Here is a 17,912-nt window from a genome sequence, read left to right as displayed (position 1 = left end):
CGGGTATCCTCCTCAGGGTAAGCTTATTCAGCAGCCAGATTGCCGGCCTGTTTCTTGCGGGCGTGGGCTAACAGCCCGTCACGGACCCACTTGCCGTCGTCCCATGCCTTGTTGCGCGCGGCCAGCCGATCCACGTTGCAGGGGCCGTTGCCCTTGATCACGTCAAAGAATTCCGACCAGTCGGGTTCCGTAAAGTCGTAATGCCCCCGCTCTTCATTCCACTTCAGATCCGGATCAGGGATTGTCAGACCCAGATATTCAGCCTGCGGCACAGTCTGGTCGACGAATTTCTGGCGCAGCTCGTCATTGGTATTGATCTTGATCTTCCAAGCCATCGACTGGGCCGAATGCACCGAGTCCTTGTCGGACGGGCCGAACATCATCAGTGACGGGTACCAGAAGCGGTTCATCGCATCCTGCGCCATCTTGCGTTGCTCGGGCGTACCTTCGGCCATTTTGCGAATGGCATCGTAACCCTGACGCTGGTGAAAGCTTTCTTCCTTGCAGATGCGGATCATCGCGCGCGAATACGGCCCGTAGGACGTTCTTTGCAGCGGCACCTGGTTCATGATCGCCGCCCCGTCAACCAGCCACCCGACGGCACCGATATCGGCCCAGTTCAAGGTCGGGTAATTGAAGATCGACGAGTATTTCATGCGGCCATCCAGCAGCATCTCGGTCAGTTCATCGCGGCTGACGCCCAACGTTTCGGCGGCACAATACAGGTAAAGACCGTGCCCGGCCTCGTCCTGCACCTTGGCGAGAAGGATCGCCTTCCGCTCCAGCGTCGGCGCGCGCGTGATCCAGTTGCCTTCGGGCAATTGGCCCACAATCTCGGAATGAGCGTGCTGTCCAATCTGACGGATCAGCGTCTTCCGATACCCGTGCGGCATCCAGTCCTTTGGCTCGATCTTGATATCCGCGTCGATCCGCGCCTGGAATTCAGCAAGCTTGTCAGGATCTTCATTCGACGCTTCGGATTCTACCATCTGAGCATACATGTCCCGTCTCCTCCGTTACACGCGTTCAAGTATAAGGGCCGCACCCTGCCCGACACCCACACACATGGTGCACAGGGCATAGCGCCCGCCGGTACGTTTCAATTGATAGGCCGCGGTCAGCACAAGACGCGCACCGCTCATGCCAAGGGGATGGCCCAGCGCTATTGCGCCACCGTTGGGGTTCACGTGGGGCGCGTCGTCGGGAAGACCCAGCTCGCGCAAAGTGGCAACGCCCTGAGACGCAAACGCCTCGTTCAGTTCGATCACGTCCATCTGATCCACGCTCAGCCCTGCCCGGGCCAACACCTTGCGGCTGGCCGGCACCGGGCCGATGCCCATCACACGTGGCGCAACACCCGCAACCGACATGCCAACCACACGGGCCATCGGGGTCAGACCGTTCTGGGCTGCCGTGGCCTCATTCGCCATCAGGATCGCCGCCGCTCCATCATTCACACCGGACGCATTTCCCGCCGTCACGGTTTTGTCGGGCCCGTTCACACCTTTCAGACCCGCGAGTTTTTCTGCCGTAGTTCCCGGGCGCGGGTGCTCGTCCGTATCAACGACAATCGGATCGCCCTTGCGCTGGGGAACCGAAACCGGGGTGATTTCATCCTTGAACACCCCAGCCGCATGCGCGGCGGCCCAGCGGGACTGGCTGCGCGCGGCAAAGGCATCCTGGTCTTCCCGGCTGATACCATAGTCTTCGGCGACATTGTCGGCCGTTTGCGGCATGGAATCGACGCCGTATGCCTGCTTCATCTTCGGGTTCACGAAACGCCATCCGATCGTGGTGTCGTAAACCGCGTTGCTGCGAGTGAACGCCGAGCTTGCCTTGGGCATGACGAACGGCGCGCGTGACATGCTTTCCACGCCACCAGCAATGACCAAATCATAGTCGCCCGCCTTGATGCCGCGCGCCGCCATTCCCACGGCATCCATGCCGCTGGCACACAGACGGTTCACCGTCGTTCCCGGCACATCAATCGGTAAACCCGCCAACAGCGCCGCCATACGCGCAACGTTTCGGTTGCTCTCGCCCGCCTGATTGGCATCGCCATAGATCACGTCGTCAACACTGGCCCAGTCGACCTGAGGGTTGCGCGCCTTCAATGCCGCCAACGGCAGAGCAGCCAGATCATCTGTGCGGACCGACGAAAGCGCTCCTCCGTAGCGTCCGATCGGAGTGCGCGTCGCGTCACAAATGAAAGCGTCCATCTTAGAGTACTCCTGTTCCCACGGAACAATATCAACCGTCTGGTCGGTTAATAAATCTTCCCCTGATTCGATGCAAGTCTTATGTTACTCAATCTTCTCATGTATCGCACATCTTGTAACATTAAAGGTGACTGCTGACCAAAGAGGTTTTCTTGACTGCAAAAAAGACGACGCAGCCCTTCTTAACAATGGCAGGACATCCAGCAGCTCGCCCGAACTTTGCCCCGCTGTGGGTCAGTCCATCAGCTCGGCTTCCAAGCTCGATAGCGAGGGGCGCGGCAGCCTGTCCAACAAGTGTGAGACAGCTTCTCTGCACGCGGCGCCTTTCCAGTCGTCCGGCAGGAAAACCGGTGGCAGGCTTGGGTGGCGCAGAACGATACGTCGCCAGGCATGCACCACCAGTACGCGCAGAACCGCCGACCGCATCGGATCGCCCGCCCCCTCTGCGGGCAAAAGCCGCTCAACCACCTGAATGGCATCCCAGAACTGATCATAGGCGGTTTTCAACGGCTCCGGCCCGCACAGGTCGCGAAGCCAGTTCGGGACGGACATCGTGTCGCTCTCGAAACCCAGAAGCTCCTCAAGATCATCCGGCATTGGCCCGGGCGCCATGGCCGTGGTCGCATTCAACGAGAAGTAATCCCCTGTCAGCATCAGGTCCGACAGTTCCTTTCGGGAGCTTTCCGAGTTGCTGGCGATCAGGACATGCCAGATATCCGGCATGTTCGGGTCGCGGGAATAGATACGCGGTGCGGCTGCAACGCTTTGACGGCGGCCAAAGCTGGTCAGCCTGTGCACACTGTTCCGACCGACCCGCGTGCTTTCAATCCAGCCTTCCTTGCGCAACCGATGCAGGGCAACACGCGTGGCCTCGGCCCTGATCCCCGCCAGACGCGTAAGCGCGGTGATGAGTGATCCGCTGATCTGATCTGATCCATCCTGCGCCAGATCGCCGAAAATCGTGACCAGAACAGACCACACCCGCTGGGTGCTTGTCGTGGTCAGCCGGCTGACACAGGTTTCAAACCAGTCTGGAGCGGTATCTTTCATTTGCCCAGTATAATCGGGCCCGAAGGAAATGCCATCCGGCCCCGCGCGCCCAGTTTCGTTCAGGGTCTGGATTGCGCCAACGGGGTCGGTTCAGTCAAGCGGTGTCGGGCCAGACAAATGATGGGCCGAGGCAGCGCCACCTGCGCGCGGCCCGCGTTGCCTGCCGCTCTATTTGGCGTGCATGTCACGTTTGCGGTTGCGAGTCCGTTTCGTGGCCTCTTCCGAGCCATCATGATAGGTTCCGAACCACTTGTCCCAGGGCATTTCCGCGTTGCCGTAATTGCATTCGTAATACCGGTGAAGCAATTGGTGGAAAAACGCCCCGATCAACAACGCCTGACGGTCGCGCGCCCAGATGGCCTCGTACCCGGAATGAGACGAGGCGGCGCCTAACATCAGCCAATACCCCAGAAAGATCATGTGCACCGGGTTGCTGGGCAGCACCAGCACGATCAGGATGGCACTGAGATACCCCAAAGCCTCGACCGGATGCATCGACATGCCCGACCATGGGCCGGTGTTGACGTTGCGATGATGCACGGCGTGAACATGTCTGTAGATGAACGGCTGGTGCAGAAACAGATGCACCACGTAGAAATGAAAGCTCTGCCAGATCGCCAGGATCGGAAACAGCAGCACGAACCAGACCGGATGCGCCGCGAAGCTGAGCGTGGCGATATAGTCGTTGGCGTACATCCAGCGCAGAAAGCACTCCAGCATCGACAGGAATGTCGCGCCAAAGACCATCGAATGGTAGATGTTGTCCCAGGTCTGATAGCCGAATTTGTACAAAGCGTTCTTGCGCTTCATGTGAGTCCGTGGGTCGTATTTCAGCAGCTTTCCCTGCCCGTCAACGCCGTAGAACCACATGTGCAGACCACCGGCGACGATCAACAGCAGCACCCAGTTCCGAATGAATACCCATGACATCCAACCCGGGGCAAACGAGGCCTGCCCGGCATCGACGGGTTGTACCCAGAAGGCCACAAGGAAGGCCAAGGCCAGAAAGATCGAGCGGTCCGAGAACTGAAGCCAGTTCTTCCAAACCCATTTCGCCAGGACGCCGATTTTCGGCGGCCAGTTCCAGTACGGGGCGTATTTCACCGGCAAGTCCGGGTGCCAATGCCATTCGCGGCTCATGGGGCCGGGCTCGGGCGGCGCCTTGGTGGTGTCCTGAGGGTTCGCGTCTTGGGTCGTCACGTGATTGTCCTTTCCTGAATAAAGTCGCCTTTTTCAGGACCAGGCCGGAGGCGGCTCGTAAGGATATTTGCGTGATGGCCGGCGATACATGATGTGACCTATTCGTGGAACGGGCGGTGGTTATCGAGCGCCTTGCGTAACCTGCCCCGCCCATCCGGTTTCTTGCGGACACCGGCAGCGGAAAGCGAACCGTTCCCCTCAGAAACGGCGGCACGAAAAACGGCCAGACGTTCCAGCCGATTTGCTTCAGGCGTGGTGCAGGATCCCCCCATGTCGGCGAATGTAACGGCGCAAGAATGATGATCCGCCATGCTGTAGATCCGTTTCCTGCCCGCCGCGCACCGCCCTATTCGGCGGCCTTCAGGTCAGATCCTTGCGGGATCACTTCGTAACCTGGCTCTTCGGGTTCATCGTCCAGCATTTCCGATGGGAACCCCGGCGCGCGAATATCCAGCCCGGTTTTGTCTTCGAGCCGGCGGATGATGTTGGGGGAAAACTCACGAGGGCCGTATTTCTCGATCCCGTCCTTGAAAATCTCGATCATCAGCGGATTGACCTCCAGCGGCACCCCGGCGCGATCCGCCACCTCCTGAAACAGGCCGATATCCTTCAACACCAGGTCCATCGTGAACGAGATATCGCGAGATCCGTTGAGGATGACCTGACTTTCGGTTTCATGCACGAAGGATGTTCCCGAACTGATCTTCATTGCCTCATACGCCGTATTCAAATCCATTCCGGCGGCCTTGGCGACCACAAGCGCCTCTGAACAGGTGATCAGGTTTGCAGTGGCCAGATAGTTGGTCAGCACCTTCAACACCGAAGCAGATCCCAGCTCACCGGTATGAAGGATGCGACGCCCCATCGTGGTCAGAAAGGGCAGAATACGTTCGAACGTGGCGCGATCACATCCGGCAAAAATCGAAATGTTGCCGGTATCCGCCCGATGACACCCCCCCGAGACCGGACAATCGACGGCTGCGCCACCGCGTTCCTTCACCATCGCACCCAGACGCTTGACCTCTGCTTCATCCGTGGTGGACATCTCCATCCAGATTTTGCCCGCGGTCACTTCGGGCAGCATGTCCTGCATCACAGCGTCCGAAGCCGCCGGAGAAGGCAGGCAGGTGATCACCGCATCACAATCCCGCATCAGTTGTGCCGGATTCTCGGCAGCCTTTGCCCCGCGGTCGACGAAACCTGACACCAGGTCAGAGTTCAGATCATGTACGGTCAAATCAACGCCATTGCGCAGCAAACTGCCACTGAGTTTCCCGCCGACATTTCCAAGGCCGATAAATCCAACTTTCATACCTGCGTTCCCTTTCCGGTGGCCAATCAGAGGACCAGCGCTGTTTTTCCCTGATGAAATCTACGGGCGTTGAATGCAGCATGTAAAACGAATAAATATCGCCAGTATCCATAAAATTTTTTGGTGCTGGAAATGTCAAAATCGCCCAATCTGGTCTGGCTGCGGTCTTTTGACTGTGCCGCACGGCATATGAGCTTTACTGCTGCGGCAGAAGAGCTTGGCATCACACAGACGGCCTTGAGCCTGCACGTCCGCTCATTGGAATCACAGCTGGGCTGCCCTTTGTTCTTTCGTGCCGCGCGCAACCTCAGCCTGACAGAGGTCGGGCAGGCGTATGCGTTTTCAGTTCGGCGTGCCTTGGGCGACATCGACTTGTCGACCGCAAGCCTGTTTGGCTCCAGTCACAAGCACGAGCTGGTCGTGCGTGTGCCGATTTCCACGACCAGCTTGTTCCTTGCCGGCAGATTGCCCGAGTTTTCACGCGCACACCCGGGTGTATCGATCAGGTTGGTTTCAAATATCTGGGCAGAATCCGCGGGCAGGGAAAACGTCGATGTCGAGCTGCGTTTGGGAAACGGGGAATGGAACGACGGGCCGTTCAGCAAGATCTCGGATGAGCGTATCGTTCCGGTTGCAGCCGGATCACGAGATCGGAAATGGCCTTCGACGGAAGAACTGCTGGTCAAACCCCAGATACAGATTTTGGGATTTCAGGACATGTGGCACCGGTATTTTTCCGCTTTCGGCACAGAATATTCTCCTGCGGCGTCTTGCTTCACCGTGGACACGACAATTGCCGCCGTGGACATCGTGGCGGAAGGTGGAGGTTACGCAGTAATCCTTGAGCGCTTTGCCAGAACCGCAATCAAGGCCGGAAAGTCCATCGCGATTGTCGGGGACGCCGTTCCAATCGAACAGAGCCATTTCCTTGTCGATGGTCAGAGATCAAACGCGAACTCTGCCGCCAAACAGATGTTTGAAACCTGGCTCAAACAGATTTTCGCCTGAGATGTGCCTGCGGGCAATGAGTTCGATCTTCTGTATTTGACCAGTTACGCGCGTGCCCGCGTCTGCTTGCTGATCCAGTTTGCAAAAACTTGAACGGCGTCGTTCTTCTGACCTGTTGGCGTCGCGATGTAATAGGCGCTGTTCGACGTGTTGGCGATCTGGCCGATTTCGGTCAGATCGCCGGACGCCAGCTCTTCTTCAATCAAATACGAGGGCAGAATGGCGGCACCCAAACCGACGACGGCGGCCTCGATCAGCATCGAGAACTGATCAAACCGCATCCCCGGAAAAACCGCTCCCGGATCCAGCCCGAGCTGAGAGTGATAGGTAGACCACAGCTCGGGGCGCGAGGTCAGATGCAAAAGCGGCAGCTCAAAGGTCTGCGCGCGGGTGTCCAACCTGTGACATCTCAGCAGCGCGGGTGCTGCCGTGACCACCAGATGCTCGGGGAACAACCTGCGCAATTGCGCGCCCGGCCAATCCTCCTGCCCGAAATGGATGGCCAGATCCATACGTCGTTCTTCAAGGCTGAAAGGCGTCGTGTAAGAGTGCAGATCCAGTTCGATCCCGGGATGGCGCGTTTTGAAATCCGGCAGGCGCGGCACCAGCCACCGTGTCGCAAAGGTGGGCAGGACGGCCAGGGTCAAAAGCGACGCACCGTCTCCGGCTGCAATCGCACGGTTGATCGTGCCGCTGAGACGTTCAAGATCTCCTGCCAGCTCGTCCCGCAAGGCCCGCCCCGCTTTGGAAAGGCGCACTGCGCGTCCAACCCGCCGAAACAGCGTAACGCCAATCGCGGCCTCCAGCTCTCGGACCTGGCGGCTGATCGCGCTTTGCGTCACGCCAAGCTCTTCGGCCGCCATGGTATAGCTTTCATGGCGCGCGGCGGCTTCGAAACTGCGCATAAGAGCCAGCGATGGCAGTGAGTTGATCCGGGGCATGGAACTCATGAGTTTTAGTCACTGAAAAGATACTCATTGGCGTATTTTTATCAAGTGACTTTGTGGCTAAAACCGAACCTGTTTGCAGAGGAAGGTTCATGGTGTTCCAGCGCGCTGACCGGTTGAACGGTATCGAATTGTCGGAAATCGTCCAGATCTCAGAGGCCGCCGCCCGCCTGCGCGCCCAAGGGCGTGATATTCTGGCGCTGTCAACCGGCGAACCGGACCTGCCGACGCCGCCCCATGTGGTCGAAGCTGCGCATTCAGCGGCACTGGAGGGCAAAACCAAGTACCCGCCCACTGCGGGTGTGCCGGAACTGCGCACGGAAATTGCCCGACAGGCAGGTGCCGAGATGGCTCAGGTCATCGTATCAACAGGCGCGAAACAGGTGATTGCAAATGCGATGCTGGCCAGCCTTAACCCCGGCGACGAGGTCATCATGCCCGCCCCCTATTGGACGAGTTATTCCGATATTGTCCGGATGGCAGGTGGGGTGCCGGTTGTTCTGCCTTGCCCGATGGAGCAGAGCTTCAAACTGCTGCCTGAACAATTGCAGGCCGCCATCACACCGCGCACGCGCTGGCTGATGCTGAATTCACCCTCGAACCCGTCGGGCGCGATTTACTCGAAGGAAGAACTTGCGGGGCTGGCAAAAGTGCTGGAGCGTCACTCGCAGGTTTGGGTTCTGGCCGATGAGATTTATCGCCATCTCAGCTTTGCACCTTTCACGTCCGCGGCCGAAGCCGCCCCGGCGCTGACCCATCGCATGCTGATCGTCAACGGTGTGGCCAAGGCGTGGTCGATGACCGGATGGCGCATCGGCTGGGGGATCGGACCGTCCGATCTGATAAGCGCCATGGTCGCTGTTCAGGGTCAGGTCACATCGGGGGCATGCTCGATCTCGCAATGGGCGTCGCTGGCCGCCATCACTTGCGACCCCGAGTTGCTGGACGAGCGTCGCGCCCTCTTTGCCGCGCGCCGCGATCTGGTCGTCGACGGGTTGAACGCAGTACCCGGGCTGCGCTGTTCCACCCCGGACGGGGCGTTTTACGCCTTTCCGTCCTGCACTGGCCTGTTGAAGGAACAAGGCGGACCATTTGACAGCGACGCGGAATTCTGCACGTGGTTGCTGGAAGATGCCGGCGTTGCCCTGGTGCCCGGCCGCGCCTTTGGGATGCCGGGCCATCTTCGCCTGTCATTCGCATATGCTGAAGATACAATTGCAGCGGGCCTTGCGCGTCTGAAAACCGCTGTGGAAAGGAAACTTGCATGAAACCTCAATCCGCCCCGCACCTTGGCCCCTTCACCTGGGACGATCCGTTCCTGCTGGAAGACCAGTTGGCCGAAGACGAACGCATGGTTCGTGATGCTGCGCATGCCTACGCGCAGGACAAGCTGCTGCCTCGGGTAACTGCCGCGTTTGCCAATGAAGAAACCGACCCGGCCATCTTTCGCGAGATGGGTGAGATGGGTTTGCTGGGAACAACCATTCCCGAGGAATACGGCGGTATTGGGTCCAGCTATGTGACCTATGGTCTGGTCGCGCGCGAGGTCGAGCGTGTGGACAGCGGCTATCGTTCGATGATGTCGGTGCAGTCCAGCCTGGTGATGTATCCGATCTACGCTTACGGCACCGAAGAGCAGCGCCAGAAGTATCTGCCCAAACTGGCAACCGGCGAATTTATCGGCTGCTTCGGGCTGACGGAACCCGATGCCGGTTCGGACCCCGGCTCGATGAAGACTGTCGCGAAGAAAACCGAGGGCGGCTATTTGCTGAACGGGTCGAAAATGTGGATTTCGAACGCCCCGATCGCCGATGTGTTCGTCGTTTGGGCTAAATCCGAGGCGCATGGCGGCAAGATCAAGGGCTTTGTCCTGGACAAGGGAACGGCTGGATTGTCGGCGCCCAAGATCGAAGGCAAGCTGTCCTTGCGCGCCTCGATCACCGGTGAGATCGTGATGAACAATGTCGAGGTCGGCGAGGACGCCCTGCTGCCCAATGTCGAAGGTTTGAAAGGCCCGTTCGGCTGTCTGAACCGTGCGCGTTACGGCATTGCCTGGGGGTCGATGGGCGCCGCCGAGGCGTGCTGGCACGCGGCCCGGCAATATGGGCTTGACCGCAAACAGTTCGGCCGTCCACTGGCGCAGACACAACTGTTCCAGCTGAAGCTTGCCAACATGCAGACCGAAATCACGCTGGGCCTGCAAGCCGCGTTGCGCGTGGGTCGCCTGATGGACGAAGCCCGCGCCGCGCCCGAGATGGTCAGCCTGATCAAACGGAACAATTGCGGCAAGGCCCTTGAGATCGCCCGCCATGCCCGCGACATGCATGGTGGCAACGGGATCAGTCAGGACTTCCACGTGATCCGCCACATGGTGAACCTTGAAACCGTCAACACCTATGAAGGCACCCATGATGTGCATGCCCTGATCCTGGGCCGTGCGCAGACAGGTCTGCAAGCCTTCGCCTAAGGACATCTGACATGGATCGCGCCGCAATCGTGCATGACAATTTCCTGCGCCGTGTTGCGGCGCGGGACTTTCCCGAAGGGTCCGCACCGGCCGGGCCGCTGAGCGGTCATGAAGCCGTCGCGCTTTACAGGGCGCAATGCCTGAGCCGCGCGCTGGACCGGCAAAGCCGCGCGATGCAGAAGGCGGGCCAGGGCTTCTATACGATCGGGTCATCCGGGCATGAGGGCATGGCGGCCGTTGCCGCGGCCCTGCGCCAGACCGATCCGGCCTTTCTGCACTACCGCGATGCGGCCTTTCAGATTGCCCGCGCGGATCAGGTGCCGGGCCAAAGCCCGACATGGGATATTCTGCTGTCCTTTGCCTCGTCTTCCGAGGATCCGATCAGTGGCGGGCGTCACAAGGTTCTGGGATCGAAAGCGCTGTGCATTCCGCCGCAGACCTCGACCATCGCCAGCCATCTGCCGAAGGCGGTCGGCGCGGCATATGCCGTCGCGGCTGCACGGCGTCATCGCCCTGAACATGCAGACATGCCCGAGGATGCCATCGTCTATTGCTCGTTCGGGGATGCCTCGGCCAACCACTCCACCGCACAGGGCGCGTTCAACACGGCGCAGTGGACGTCCTTTCAATCTGTGCCTCTGCCCCTTCTGTTCTGCTGCGAAGACAACGGGATCGGTATCTCGACCAAAACGCCGAAAGGCTGGATCGCGGCCACATTCGCCAACCGTCCGGGCCTGAAGTATTTCTCGTGCGACGGGTTGGATCTGTTCGACACCTATCGCGTTGCGCAACAGGCGGCCGACTATGTGCGCAGCCGCAGGAAACCTGCTTTCCTACATGTTCGGACTGTTCGCCTGTACGGTCACGCCGGGGCCGATATGCCAACCACCTATATGCCAAAAGCCGAGGTTGAGGCCGAAGAAGCCAACGACCCGCTGCTGCATTCCGTGCGCCTGTTGGATCAGTTCGGCGCGATGAGCCCGGAACAGGCGCTGAGCGTCTACAATGATACCTGCGCCCGGGTCGCCCGCGTGGCCGAACAGGCCATCACGCGCCCTCGCCTGCAAAACGCAAAAGAGGTGATGGCCAGCCTGATCCCGCCGACACGCCCCTGCGCGCCGACCAATGGCCCAACACCCGAGCGTCGGGCCGAGGTGTTCGGCGGCGATCTCAAGGCCCATTCCGAACCGCAGATCATGTCGCGATTGATCAACTGGGCACTGACCGATCTGATGCTGGAACATGGCGAGATCGTCATGATGGGCGAAGATGTCGGGCGCAAGGGCGGCGTTTACGGCGTGACCCAAAAGCTGCAAACACGGTTTGGCCCTGACCGGATGATCGACACGTTGCTGGACGAACAGTCGATCCTGGGCCTTGCGATCGGCATGGCTCAGAACGGATTCACGCCAATGCCGGAAATCCAGTTTCTGGCCTATCTTCACAATGCCGAGGATCAGCTGCGAGGTGAGGCCGCCACCCTGCCCTTTTTCTCGAATGGTCAATACACCAACCCGATGGTCGTGCGCATTGCCGGGCTGGGGAATCAAAAAGGGTTTGGTGGACATTTCCACAATGACAACTCGGTCGCTGTATTGCGCGACATTCCGGGCCTGATCCTGGCCTGCCCGTCGAACGGTGCCGACGCCGCGCGGATGCTGCGTGAATGCGTGCGCCTCGCGCGTGAAGAACAGCGGCTGGTCGTTTTCCTCGAACCCATCGCCCTCTACCCGATGCGGGACCTGCACGAGGCCGGAGATGGCGGCTGGATGCAAACCTATCCCGACCCTTCTGAAAAGATCGGCTTCGGCGAGGTGGGCGTGGACGGTGAAGGCAACGATCTGGCCATCGTCACCTTTGGAAATGGCGTCTATCTCAGCCATCAGGCGCGCACGGCCTTGCAGGCCGACGGGATCAAGACACGGATCATCGATATGCGCTGGTTGTCCCCTTTGCCCAAAGCGGCACTGACACAGGCCGTGACCGGGGCCGAACGCATCCTGATCGTCGACGAAACCCGCCACCATGGCGGCGTGGCCGAAGCTCTGATGGCGCATTTTCATGAAACAAGCGATGTGCCGCTGGCCCGCATCACCGCAGAAGACAGCTTTATCGCAACAGGCCCGGCCTATGCTGCGACCATGCCATCGAAGGACAGTATCGAAGCCGCCGCGCGATCCTTGATGGAGGCCGGCACATGAGTTCCGCCAAACAGACTGCCGTCGTCATCTGCCCTGGCCGCGGTACCTACAACAAACCAGAACTGGGTGTCTTGGGCCGGCAATTCAGCGACAAGGCCCTGTTGCGACGCTTTGATGACATGCGGCGCGCGCAGGGGCAAGACACGCTCAGCGAACTGGACGGTGCGGCCCGATATTCCATTGCCAGGCACACGCGCGGCGACAATGCATCTGCTTTGATCTATGCGGCGACTTTGGGTGATTTCCGCGCCATCAATCCTGACAAAATCGAAGTGGTTGCGGTGACAGGAAATTCGATGGGCTGGTATTCGGCGCTGGCCTGCGGCGGTGCGCTGTCAGCCGAAGGAGGGTTCGAGGTGGTCAACACCATGGGCACTCTGATGCAGGAAAACATGATCGGTGGACAATTGATCTATCCTTTCATGGATTCCGACTGGCATCCTGACCAGGCCCGCAAGGCAGAGCTGCTTGCCTTGGTGGATGACATTGACCGAACCGATGCAACGCTGACCCTGTCGATTGATCTGGGCGGCATGTTGGTGCTTGCAGGCGACGACGCCGGTCTGGCCGCGTTCGAAAAGGCGGTACCGGTGGTCCAGGAACGTTTTCCCATGCGATTGGCCAACCATGCCGGGTTCCATTCGCATCTTCAGGCTCCGGTTTCGGCGCAGGGCCGCACACAACTGAGCGCTGGCCTGTTCCGGCAGCCGGACCTGCCCCTGATCGACGGGCGTGGCCGGATATGGTGGCCCGGAGCATGCGACCCGAATGCGCTTTGGGATTACACCCTGGGCCATCAAGTGACCGAAACTTATGATTTCACCCATGCCATCGCACAGGCCGCGCATGAGTTCGCACCGGATCTTTTCGTTGTTACGGGTCCCGGCACCACGCTGGGCGGTGCCGTCGCGCAAAGCCTGATCCGGACCAATTGGTCCGGACTGTCGGACAAGTCGACATTTCAGTCTCGCCAAAGAAACAGCCCGATTCTGTGTTCGATGGGCATGGATGATCAAAGGAAACAGGTGACATGAACCTGCGGGCCCGCCGGTCAGCCTCAGAGCCGGCGCGCCGGGATTGCCAAGCCGTTTAAGAAAACCGGTGCAGGAAGTCCGGTTTGTCGTTTCCGGCGCTATTCAATGCGATAGAAACGTTCTGACGTGCCGCGAAAGACGTCGTCCAGCATCGACCCCGGGATGAGCGTCTCATGCCGGGAAACGGTTTCCTTGTAGGTCGAGGTAAGGCTGTCGACCGGAAAATTCGATCCGAACATGCAGCGATCGGCGCCAAACTTGGACAGGCAGGTTGAAACGATCGGCGAGACGCTCTCAGCATTCCAATCGTGGTCGAACATTCCCAGGCCGGAGAGTTTGCAAAAGACATGTGGCAGGTTTGACAGGGCCGTCAATTCATCTGCCCACCGTCGCAACCCTTGCGGAGTCCGGTCGTAAGGCGAACCTGCGTGGCAAAGAGCGATCCGGGTCTCCGGGGCCTGTGCAAGGATATTCGCGGTTTGACCCATCAGCTCTGGCAGCAGTTGAAGATCAAAGGAAAGACCGCGCGCGCCCAGTTGCTTCAGACCAGCCAAGAACTTTGGGTCTTCAAGTATCGCGTTCGTGCCAGTTGAGGCGTCTTCACCCGGAGCGCGGCCAATAATCTGACGAACGCCACGCACCAAAGGCAGGGTTTGAAGACGGTCGAGCTGTGCATCCAGATCATCCGAGGTCAGATCGCAGAATGCCACCTGCACCAACGGCCAGTCAGGGAACTGGTCGGCAACGGATTGTACCCACTGCGCCTCGGCCCAGGGGTCAGCGGCGCCGACCTGAATGTGAACCGAAGCGCCGAACCCCATGGCTTCGGCGTCTGCGCGAAACTCCGGGAGCAAATAGTCCCGCTGGATGGAAGACGGATCGCCGAAAAACCGAACGATACCTTTCTCCATGAGCCAGGGGTAGTGCACGGCCGAAAGGTCCCACAGGTGGTGATGCGCATCTATCCTCATGATGCTTCAATCCCGGTGGTGCGCGCCAGAATATCCACACCCTGCCCTTTCCAGAAATGCAGCAAGTCGATGAAGATCCAGTTTTCGGCCAGCTTGTCTTCGACGCGGCGATAGATATCGATCACCCTGAATTCGCCGGGTTTTCCGGTGGCTGGCATCCCCATGAAACCCCCTGTGGGCGTGGCAGTAAAATTGGGCCATCCAAAGAAGCCACCGTAATGCCCTTCGGCCAGACGGCAGACGTGATTGGTCTTTGACCGGTCCGTGAAGGCGGCGCGAAACGGTCCGGAGTGTTGCCTGGCATAGCGTTCGATCGTGTAGGTCGCGCCAATTCCTTCGGGGCCCCACCAGATCATGTCCTGGTGCCACGTGCGCGCCAATTCTTCTTCCAGCGACAGTCCGCTGTCCCAACGGCCCAGATCCGCGATCATCGCGTTGATGACCGCCAGCGTTTTTTCGCCTTCGTGTGCGGGTTGCTCATCAATCAGCAAACCATCATGGGTCCTTGGTCCGGGCTGCACCAAATGTGCCGCGGTCTGCGGGGGAAACGGATTCTGGCCAGCCTGGACCATCAGGTGCGGGATGTCGAAATACATCGCCGTTTCGACAATTCTTCCGCCGGCCACCTTGTAGAACGCGCAATATCGCAGGAACGCCATCTTGCCGGTCGGGCGAATACCTAACCACGGTCGGTCGAACAGCCCCATCAGATGGCCCATGGCGACAACCCAAACGTCGGTTTCTTTCCGCAACGAGTTTTGCCCCGCAAACAGAACATCCACTCGGTTCTGCAAATGAGCAAGGCTGCCCTTCAGCGGCTGCCAGAATTGCCGGGCAACCTGTTCGGCGCCGTTGATTTCGTTGAACGGATGAAAGCCGCGCCACCTCGAATCCGGAGCGCAGAATTGGCTCATCACCTTGGGAGTTTCCGTCACTGCGGCGGATTCCAATGCGGTGTGAAACGCAGAGACCAGTTTTTTTTCTGTCTGAAAGTTCACAGTTTTTACCATTGTAGTCAAAGTTTTGCGAGCGGCGCGAAGCCAGGTTGAGTCGGATTTCTCCGTTATTTTTGCATACGTATGCAAAAAAGTCTTGCCTGATTTGATACATGCGAATTACAGTTTTGCAAACGTATGCAAAACGATTCCTTGCAGGGGGCACCATGGCGGAAATTCAATTGCGGAACGTCGGCAAGCGATGGGGCTCATTCGTTGGGGTTCACAATTTCGACCTCACGATTGCAGATCGTGAGTTTCTGGTGCTGCTCGGCCCATCAGGCTGCGGCAAGACAACCACCATGCGCATGATCGCCGGCCTCGAAGACGTGACGGAGGGCGAAATCCTTGTCGACGGCAACGTGGTCAATGATCTGGAACCCAAGGACCGTGACGTGGCGATGGTGTTCCAAAGCTACGCTCTATATCCCAACATGAACGTCTACGAGAACATCCGCTTTCCGCTGAAAGTGCGTGGTATCGACCCGGCAACACACGACGAGAAAGTGCGCCGCGCCAGTGCCATGGTTGAACTGGACGATTTCCTGCATCGCAAGCCAGCCGAGTTGTCGGGTGGTCAGAGACAGCGTGTGGCACTTGCACGTGCCATCGTGCGCGAACCCAACGTGTTCCTGATGGACGAGCCGTTGTCCAATCTGGACGCCAAGCTGCGGGTTTCCACTCGGGCCCAGATCAAGAACCTGAGCCATGAGCTGGCTGTCACCACCATTTACGTCACCCACGACCAGATCGAGGCCATGACCCTTGCGGACCGCGTCGTCGTGATGAAACAGGGCGTGGTTCAGCAGGTCGGAAGCCCGACCGAAATTTATGACCGTCCCGCCAATACTTTTGTCGCCAGCTTCATCGGTTCACCTGCCATGAATTTGATGGATGGCGAAGTGGCCGGCGGAATTTTCCGCGCCGAACATGTCGAAATTGCGGTGGATGCACCGGATGGCCCAATGACACTGGGTTTCAGGGCCGAGGATGCCAGCCTTGCCGATGGCAAAGGTCAGATCACCGCTCCGATCTATACGCTGGAACTGCTGGGCGACGCGACCATGATCTCGGTTCGGGTCGGCGGAGCTCTGGTTTCGGTGAAAGCAGACAAAGCATTCCGCGCCGAGATTGGCGAAACGGTCTCGTTCTCGGTGCCGACGGATATCTGTCACCTCTTCGAAGCTGGAAGCGGTGCGCGGATCGGGGGCTAACCCCATAAACGGCCCGCAAGGGCATAACACCGGTCCGGACGTCGACGACGGACCGATCCTGACAGGGAGAAACCTATGAAACTCAAGACGATCCTCATGGCCGGTGCCATGTCCATCGCCGCCACCGGCGCGTGGGCAGATTGCGCATTTGAAAACGAAGTGCCGCTAAAATCGCTGTCCGCCGGTTTTGAAGCGTGGAAAGCCGTCACCGATGCGATGGCAGAATGCGGCAATTTCAGCGCATCGCTGGATCAGGAATTCCGCGAAAAGCAGCCCGAAGCATTTGCTGCGGATCCCGCGCTTTATCAGATCGGCGGTGTTTCAAACGCGACCCTGGTGCCGTTGCTGAACGCAGGCACGATCCGTCCGTTGGATGATCTGGTCGAAAAATACGGCCAGGACCTGCTTCCCAACCAGTTGATCAAGGTCGATGGCAAGACCATGGCTATTGCGATGATGGTGAATGCGCAGCACCTGATGTATCGCGATGATGTTCTGGCTGAACTGGGCATCGAAGAACCAAAAACCTATGATGACGTCCTGGCAGCGGCCGCCAAGATCAAAGAAGCCGGCGTCATGGACTATCCAATCGGGGGAACGTTCAAGACCGGTTGGAACCTCGGCCAGGAATTCGTCAACATGTACCTTGGCGAAGGCGGCTCGTTCTTTGGCGACGGCAACGTTCCAACGATCAACAACGAGCAGGGCGTCGCTGCGCTGGAAACACTGAAAGCCATGACCGAGTACATGGATCCGGAATATCTGGTTTCCGACTCGACATACGTGCAGCAACAGTTCCAACAGGGCAAGATCGCCATGGCGAACCTTTGGGCCAGCCGTGCCGCCGCGATGAATGATGAGGCCGAAAGCCAGGTCGTCGGCAAAGTCACCATGGCAGCCGCTCCTATGGGTTCGGCAGCGCCGGCGACCACCATCTGGTGGGATGGCATCGTTCTCGCTTCGAACATGAGCGACGAAGAGGCCGACGCTGCATTCCGCGTCGCGCTTGAGGGCATGGACGGCGAAATGGTCAGCGCAAACAACGACGTCGCTGTTTGGCTGAGCCCTGCCTATTCAGCGGGTGCTTTGGCGGCAGGAGCAGCCGCTTCGGCTGAAGCGGGCGCAAAGGCGTACCCGGCATCTGGCCCGATGGGCATCATGCACACCGCCCTGGGCAACGGTCTGGCCGACTACCTGACCGGCGCCAAGGATGCTCAGACAACGCTGGCGGATATCGAGGCAGATTACATCACTGCCGCGAAAGAAGCAGGTCTGATCAGCAACTGATCCTCCC

The 17,912-nt window shown here is 59.2% G+C and carries 16 protein-coding genes; 7 read left to right on the top strand and 9 right to left on the bottom strand.

All coding sequences use genetic code 11. The features are described 5' to 3' along the window. Positions 1-23: 23 nt before the first annotated feature. From paaA to GS620_RS07605, 6 genes are all read right to left on the bottom strand, one after another. Positions 24-1,001: a 1,2-phenylacetyl-CoA epoxidase subunit PaaA gene (gene paaA / locus GS620_RS07630; RefSeq protein ID WP_171118422.1), complete on the bottom strand. Its 978-nt coding sequence runs from the start codon at positions 999-1,001 to the stop codon at positions 24-26. Positions 1,002-1,016: 15 nt separating this feature from the next. Continuing rightward, the gene (gene pcaF / locus GS620_RS07625) at positions 1,017-2,219 is read right to left on the bottom strand and encodes a 3-oxoadipyl-CoA thiolase (RefSeq protein WP_171614987.1); all 1,203 of its coding nucleotides are present in this window, start codon (positions 2,217-2,219) and stop codon (positions 1,017-1,019) included. Between the two features lie 234 nt (positions 2,220-2,453). Continuing rightward, positions 2,454-3,269: a PaaX family transcriptional regulator C-terminal domain-containing protein gene (locus GS620_RS07620; RefSeq protein ID WP_152460121.1), complete on the bottom strand. Its 816-nt coding sequence runs from the start codon at positions 3,267-3,269 to the stop codon at positions 2,454-2,456. Between the two features lie 168 nt (positions 3,270-3,437). Continuing rightward, positions 3,438-4,469, bottom strand: coding sequence for a sterol desaturase family protein (locus tag GS620_RS22260; RefSeq protein ID WP_171614985.1), 1,032 nt, complete (start codon positions 4,467-4,469; stop codon positions 3,438-3,440). A 98-nt stretch (positions 4,470-4,567) separates the two neighbouring features. After that, on the bottom strand, positions 4,568-4,780 hold the full coding sequence (locus GS620_RS07610; protein WP_171205953.1) for a hypothetical protein: 213 nt from the start codon (positions 4,778-4,780) through the stop codon (positions 4,568-4,570). Between the two features lie 35 nt (positions 4,781-4,815). Further along, a complete protein-coding gene (locus GS620_RS07605) occupies positions 4,816-5,781 on the bottom strand; it encodes an NAD(P)-dependent oxidoreductase (protein ID WP_171205952.1) in 966 nt (321 codons plus the stop codon). Between the two features lie 132 nt (positions 5,782-5,913). Here GS620_RS07605 and GS620_RS07600 point away from each other — a divergent pair, with 132 nt between their 5' ends. Beyond that, the gene (locus GS620_RS07600) at positions 5,914-6,789 is read left to right on the top strand and encodes a LysR family transcriptional regulator (protein WP_171614983.1); all 876 of its coding nucleotides are present in this window, start codon (positions 5,914-5,916) and stop codon (positions 6,787-6,789) included. Positions 6,790-6,833: 44 nt separating this feature from the next. Here the strand turns inward: GS620_RS07600 and GS620_RS07595 are convergent, their stop codons facing one another. Beyond that, positions 6,834-7,730 carry a LysR family transcriptional regulator gene (locus GS620_RS07595; protein WP_171614982.1) on the bottom strand — a complete coding sequence of 299 codons (897 nt, stop codon included), beginning with the start codon at positions 7,728-7,730 and terminating at the stop codon, positions 6,834-6,836. 98 nt (positions 7,731-7,828) lie between these two features. Here GS620_RS07595 and GS620_RS07590 point away from each other — a divergent pair, with 98 nt between their 5' ends. From GS620_RS07590 to GS620_RS07575, 4 genes are read left to right on the top strand one after another with little or no spacing between them, the layout of a single operon-like run. Continuing rightward, a complete protein-coding gene (locus tag GS620_RS07590; protein WP_171614979.1) occupies positions 7,829-9,004 on the top strand; it encodes a pyridoxal phosphate-dependent aminotransferase in 1,176 nt (391 codons plus the stop codon). Further along, positions 9,001-10,203, top strand: a complete 1,203-nt coding sequence (locus tag GS620_RS07585) for an acyl-CoA dehydrogenase (RefSeq protein WP_171614977.1) — start codon at positions 9,001-9,003, stop codon at positions 10,201-10,203. Before GS620_RS07590 ends, GS620_RS07585 begins: the two co-directional genes overlap by 4 nt. An 11-nt stretch (positions 10,204-10,214) precedes the next feature. Beyond that, entirely contained in the window at positions 10,215-12,404 is a 2,190-nt protein-coding gene (locus tag GS620_RS07580) for a thiamine pyrophosphate-dependent enzyme (protein WP_171614975.1), read from the top strand. Then, complete coding sequence (locus GS620_RS07575) at positions 12,401-13,438, top strand: ACP S-malonyltransferase (protein ID WP_171614973.1); 1,038 nt, start codon at positions 12,401-12,403, stop codon at positions 13,436-13,438. Before GS620_RS07580 ends, GS620_RS07575 begins: the two co-directional genes overlap by 4 nt. 98 nt (positions 13,439-13,536) lie before the next feature. Here the strand turns inward: GS620_RS07575 and GS620_RS07570 are convergent, their stop codons facing one another. After that, positions 13,537-14,409 (bottom strand): amidohydrolase, encoded by an 873-nt coding sequence (locus GS620_RS07570; protein ID WP_171614971.1) that lies wholly within the window; start codon positions 14,407-14,409, stop codon positions 13,537-13,539. After that, on the bottom strand, positions 14,406-15,419 hold the full coding sequence (locus tag GS620_RS07565) for a nuclear transport factor 2 family protein (protein WP_171614969.1): 1,014 nt from the start codon (positions 15,417-15,419) through the stop codon (positions 14,406-14,408). The genes GS620_RS07570 and GS620_RS07565 overlap by 4 nt, the downstream gene beginning before the upstream one ends. A 152-nt stretch (positions 15,420-15,571) precedes the next feature. Here GS620_RS07565 and GS620_RS07560 point away from each other — a divergent pair, with 152 nt between their 5' ends. Together GS620_RS07560 and GS620_RS07555 are read left to right on the top strand one after the other, a co-directional pair. Then, the gene (locus GS620_RS07560; protein ID WP_152460110.1) at positions 15,572-16,618 is read left to right on the top strand and encodes an ABC transporter ATP-binding protein; all 1,047 of its coding nucleotides are present in this window, start codon (positions 15,572-15,574) and stop codon (positions 16,616-16,618) included. A gap of 75 nt (positions 16,619-16,693) precedes the next feature. Beyond that, entirely contained in the window at positions 16,694-17,905 is a 1,212-nt protein-coding gene (locus tag GS620_RS07555; protein ID WP_152460109.1) for an ABC transporter substrate-binding protein, read from the top strand. The last annotated feature ends 7 nt before the right edge of the window (positions 17,906-17,912 follow it).

The sequence above is a fragment of the Ruegeria sp. HKCCD6428 genome (assembly GCF_013110595.1).
Lineage (GTDB): Bacteria > Pseudomonadota > Alphaproteobacteria > Rhodobacterales > Rhodobacteraceae > Ruegeria.
The sequence above is the reverse complement of the archived record's forward strand: the minus strand, read 5'-3'. Positions and strand labels throughout refer to the sequence as shown.

Coding starts and splice junctions, on each gene's coding strand:
- GS620_RS07585 (WP_171614977.1), top strand. CDS start 9,001: ATGAAACCTCAATCCGCCCCGCACCTTGGCCCCTTCACCTGGGACGAT.
- GS620_RS07605 (WP_171205952.1), bottom strand. CDS start 5,781: ATGAAAGTTGGATTTATCGGCCTTGGAAATGTCGGCGGGAAACTCAGT.
- pcaF (WP_171614987.1), bottom strand. CDS start 2,219: ATGGACGCTTTCATTTGTGACGCGACGCGCACTCCGATCGGACGCTAC.
- GS620_RS07575 (WP_171614973.1), top strand. CDS start 12,401: ATGAGTTCCGCCAAACAGACTGCCGTCGTCATCTGCCCTGGCCGCGGT.
- GS620_RS07590 (WP_171614979.1), top strand. CDS start 7,829: ATGGTGTTCCAGCGCGCTGACCGGTTGAACGGTATCGAATTGTCGGAA.
- GS620_RS07570 (WP_171614971.1), bottom strand. CDS start 14,409: ATGAGGATAGATGCGCATCACCACCTGTGGGACCTTTCGGCCGTGCAC.
- GS620_RS07560 (WP_152460110.1), top strand. CDS start 15,572: ATGGCGGAAATTCAATTGCGGAACGTCGGCAAGCGATGGGGCTCATTC.
- paaA (WP_171118422.1), bottom strand. CDS start 1,001: ATGTATGCTCAGATGGTAGAATCCGAAGCGTCGAATGAAGATCCTGAC.
- GS620_RS07565 (WP_171614969.1), bottom strand. CDS start 15,419: ATGGTAAAAACTGTGAACTTTCAGACAGAAAAAAAACTGGTCTCTGCG.
- GS620_RS07580 (WP_171614975.1), top strand. CDS start 10,215: ATGGATCGCGCCGCAATCGTGCATGACAATTTCCTGCGCCGTGTTGCG.
- GS620_RS07555 (WP_152460109.1), top strand. CDS start 16,694: ATGAAACTCAAGACGATCCTCATGGCCGGTGCCATGTCCATCGCCGCC.
- GS620_RS07610 (WP_171205953.1), bottom strand. CDS start 4,780: ATGGCGGATCATCATTCTTGCGCCGTTACATTCGCCGACATGGGGGGA.
- GS620_RS07620 (WP_152460121.1), bottom strand. CDS start 3,269: ATGAAAGATACCGCTCCAGACTGGTTTGAAACCTGTGTCAGCCGGCTG.
- GS620_RS07595 (WP_171614982.1), bottom strand. CDS start 7,730: ATGCCCCGGATCAACTCACTGCCATCGCTGGCTCTTATGCGCAGTTTC.
- GS620_RS07600 (WP_171614983.1), top strand. CDS start 5,914: ATGTCAAAATCGCCCAATCTGGTCTGGCTGCGGTCTTTTGACTGTGCC.